The sequence below is a fragment of the Sphingomonas sp. genome (assembly GCF_036387535.1).
Lineage (GTDB): Bacteria > Pseudomonadota > Alphaproteobacteria > Sphingomonadales > Sphingomonadaceae > Sphingomonas_R.
Genome location: NZ_DASVTO010000114.1, coordinates 1 through 1701, shown reverse-complemented (window position 1 = coordinate 1701; position 1701 = coordinate 1). Strand labels below are relative to the sequence as shown.

Genomic DNA, 1701 nt, shown 5'->3' with positions numbered 1-1701 from the left:
CCGGTGACGTTGGGCGGCGGATTGACGATCGTCCACGGCTCCGCGCCGGGCCGCTCGGGGCGGAACAGGCCCCGGTCTTCCCAATGCGCATACCAGCGCGCCTCGATTGCGGCGGGGTCGAAGGTCTTGGTGAGTTCGGTCATGCGCGGGCCATAACCCGCGTCGCGGCGATCGTCACCCCGGCGCGGACCGTCACGGTTTCGCCGCCTCCCGGACCCGCGCAATGCACGGTCTCCTATGATGAGGCTGAACACTTATCCGGAAGATCGCCGATGTCGGCTGCCTATGACATCATCCACTGGCTCGACAACAATGGCGAGGTACTCGCCTTGGCGCGGCTCGACGTACGGATGATGGAAGCGACCTCGCGCGAGAAGCTCAGCGTGCGCGCGATCCGGCGCGATACTCAATGCTCGCCCGAATTCCTGGCGGCGTTGCGTCGCGAAGCCGGCGTCGTCGCCGGCAAGCCATGCCCGTTATGACGGTGGAGAACGCGCGATGACCCCCCCGCAGTTTCCGGTGACGATGGATGACGCCCATGGCCGCGTGATCGTCGGCAAGCCTGGCGCCGACCGGGCGCACATCCTGCACTGCAATTACTACAACAACTATCTGCTGCGGACGATCTGGAAGGATGCCGGCGGGATCATCGATGCCGAACCGCTGTTAATCGGCGCCAGTGTCGAACAGGCGTTCGCGCAACTCTCCGCGCTGTTCGCGCAGCAGGGCATCGTAAGCGTCGAAGAGCGCAAGGCCTTCGCCAGCCGACTGTACAGCTGGCAGGGGCTCGGCACGCTCGACTTCGCGATGATCGGCGAGGCGGGCGGCACCGTGAGCTCCACCAGCCAGCATTATGCGGAAGGATGGCGCGCGCAATTCGGCCGATCGGACGCGCCGGTCGGCTTCGTCACGCAAGGCTGGCTCGCCGGTGCGGCGGCGGCGATCTACGATCTGCCGCAGGATCATTTCCGCGTCGGGCAGGACGAATGCGGCGCGGTGACGGGCGGCCCCGCCAGTCGCTTCACGCTTTGCCCGGGCGATGCCAATTTCACGCTGTTCGACGGCGGCGTCGGTCTCGGCCCGCTATCGGCTGCGCCGTCCCGGGTGCGCGAGATCGATCATGACATCGACGCCGACGCGGTGCGGGCCGCGATCCGATCGCTGCCGCTGTTCGGTGCGGCGGAGGTCGATGCGGGTCTGGTCCGCAACTTCGACGTCATGATCACCTGGCAACCGCATCGCTATTATGATCGGGTCAGCTTCGAGACGCTGCGCGAGACGATCCGGTGCCACGGCTCGCAGGGCCGCACGCTGGTCGAGACGCTGCTGGAGGAAGCCGGTCATCGCTGCGGCTTCAGGACCTTCGGCGGCATCTGGCGCTCCCCCGAATGGGCGGCGCTGGTTGAGCCGATGTGCCGGACCCGCGAGGATCGGATCGCGGGCATGATTGCGATCCTCAACTGCAGCGGATGGGGCCACATCCAATGCACCGACCTTACCGAACAAGAGGCGGTGTTCGTCGTCCACGACGATTACGAGAGCATCGGCTATCTCGATCTTTACGGGCCGGCCGATTTCGCGACCACCTACCTCCTGCCGGGCGGGTTCCGGGGGATGATGAACCTCGTCTACAACGGCGCGATCCACGAACGTCCGGCGCTCACCGAGCGGTTCTACGAGGATCTGTGCCGCCGCCCCGAT

The 1701-nt window shown here is 66.3% G+C and carries 2 protein-coding genes; both read left to right on the top strand.

Annotation, left to right across the window (positions count from 1 at the left end):
* Positions 1-272 precede the first annotated feature (272 nt).
* Positions 273-482 carry a hypothetical protein gene (locus VF649_RS10660; RefSeq protein WP_331011935.1) on the top strand — a complete coding sequence of 70 codons (210 nt, stop codon included), beginning with the start codon at positions 273-275 and terminating at the stop codon, positions 480-482.
* Between the two features lie 16 nt (positions 483-498).
* Positions 499-1701: hypothetical protein (locus VF649_RS10655; protein WP_331011934.1), on the top strand; the 1203-nt coding region annotated here is incomplete at its 3' end.

Excerpts from the sequence above, each read along its gene's own strand:
- VF649_RS10660 (WP_331011935.1), top strand. The coding sequence starts at position 273 with ATGTCGGCTGCCTATGACATCATCCACTGGCTCGACAACAATGGCGAG.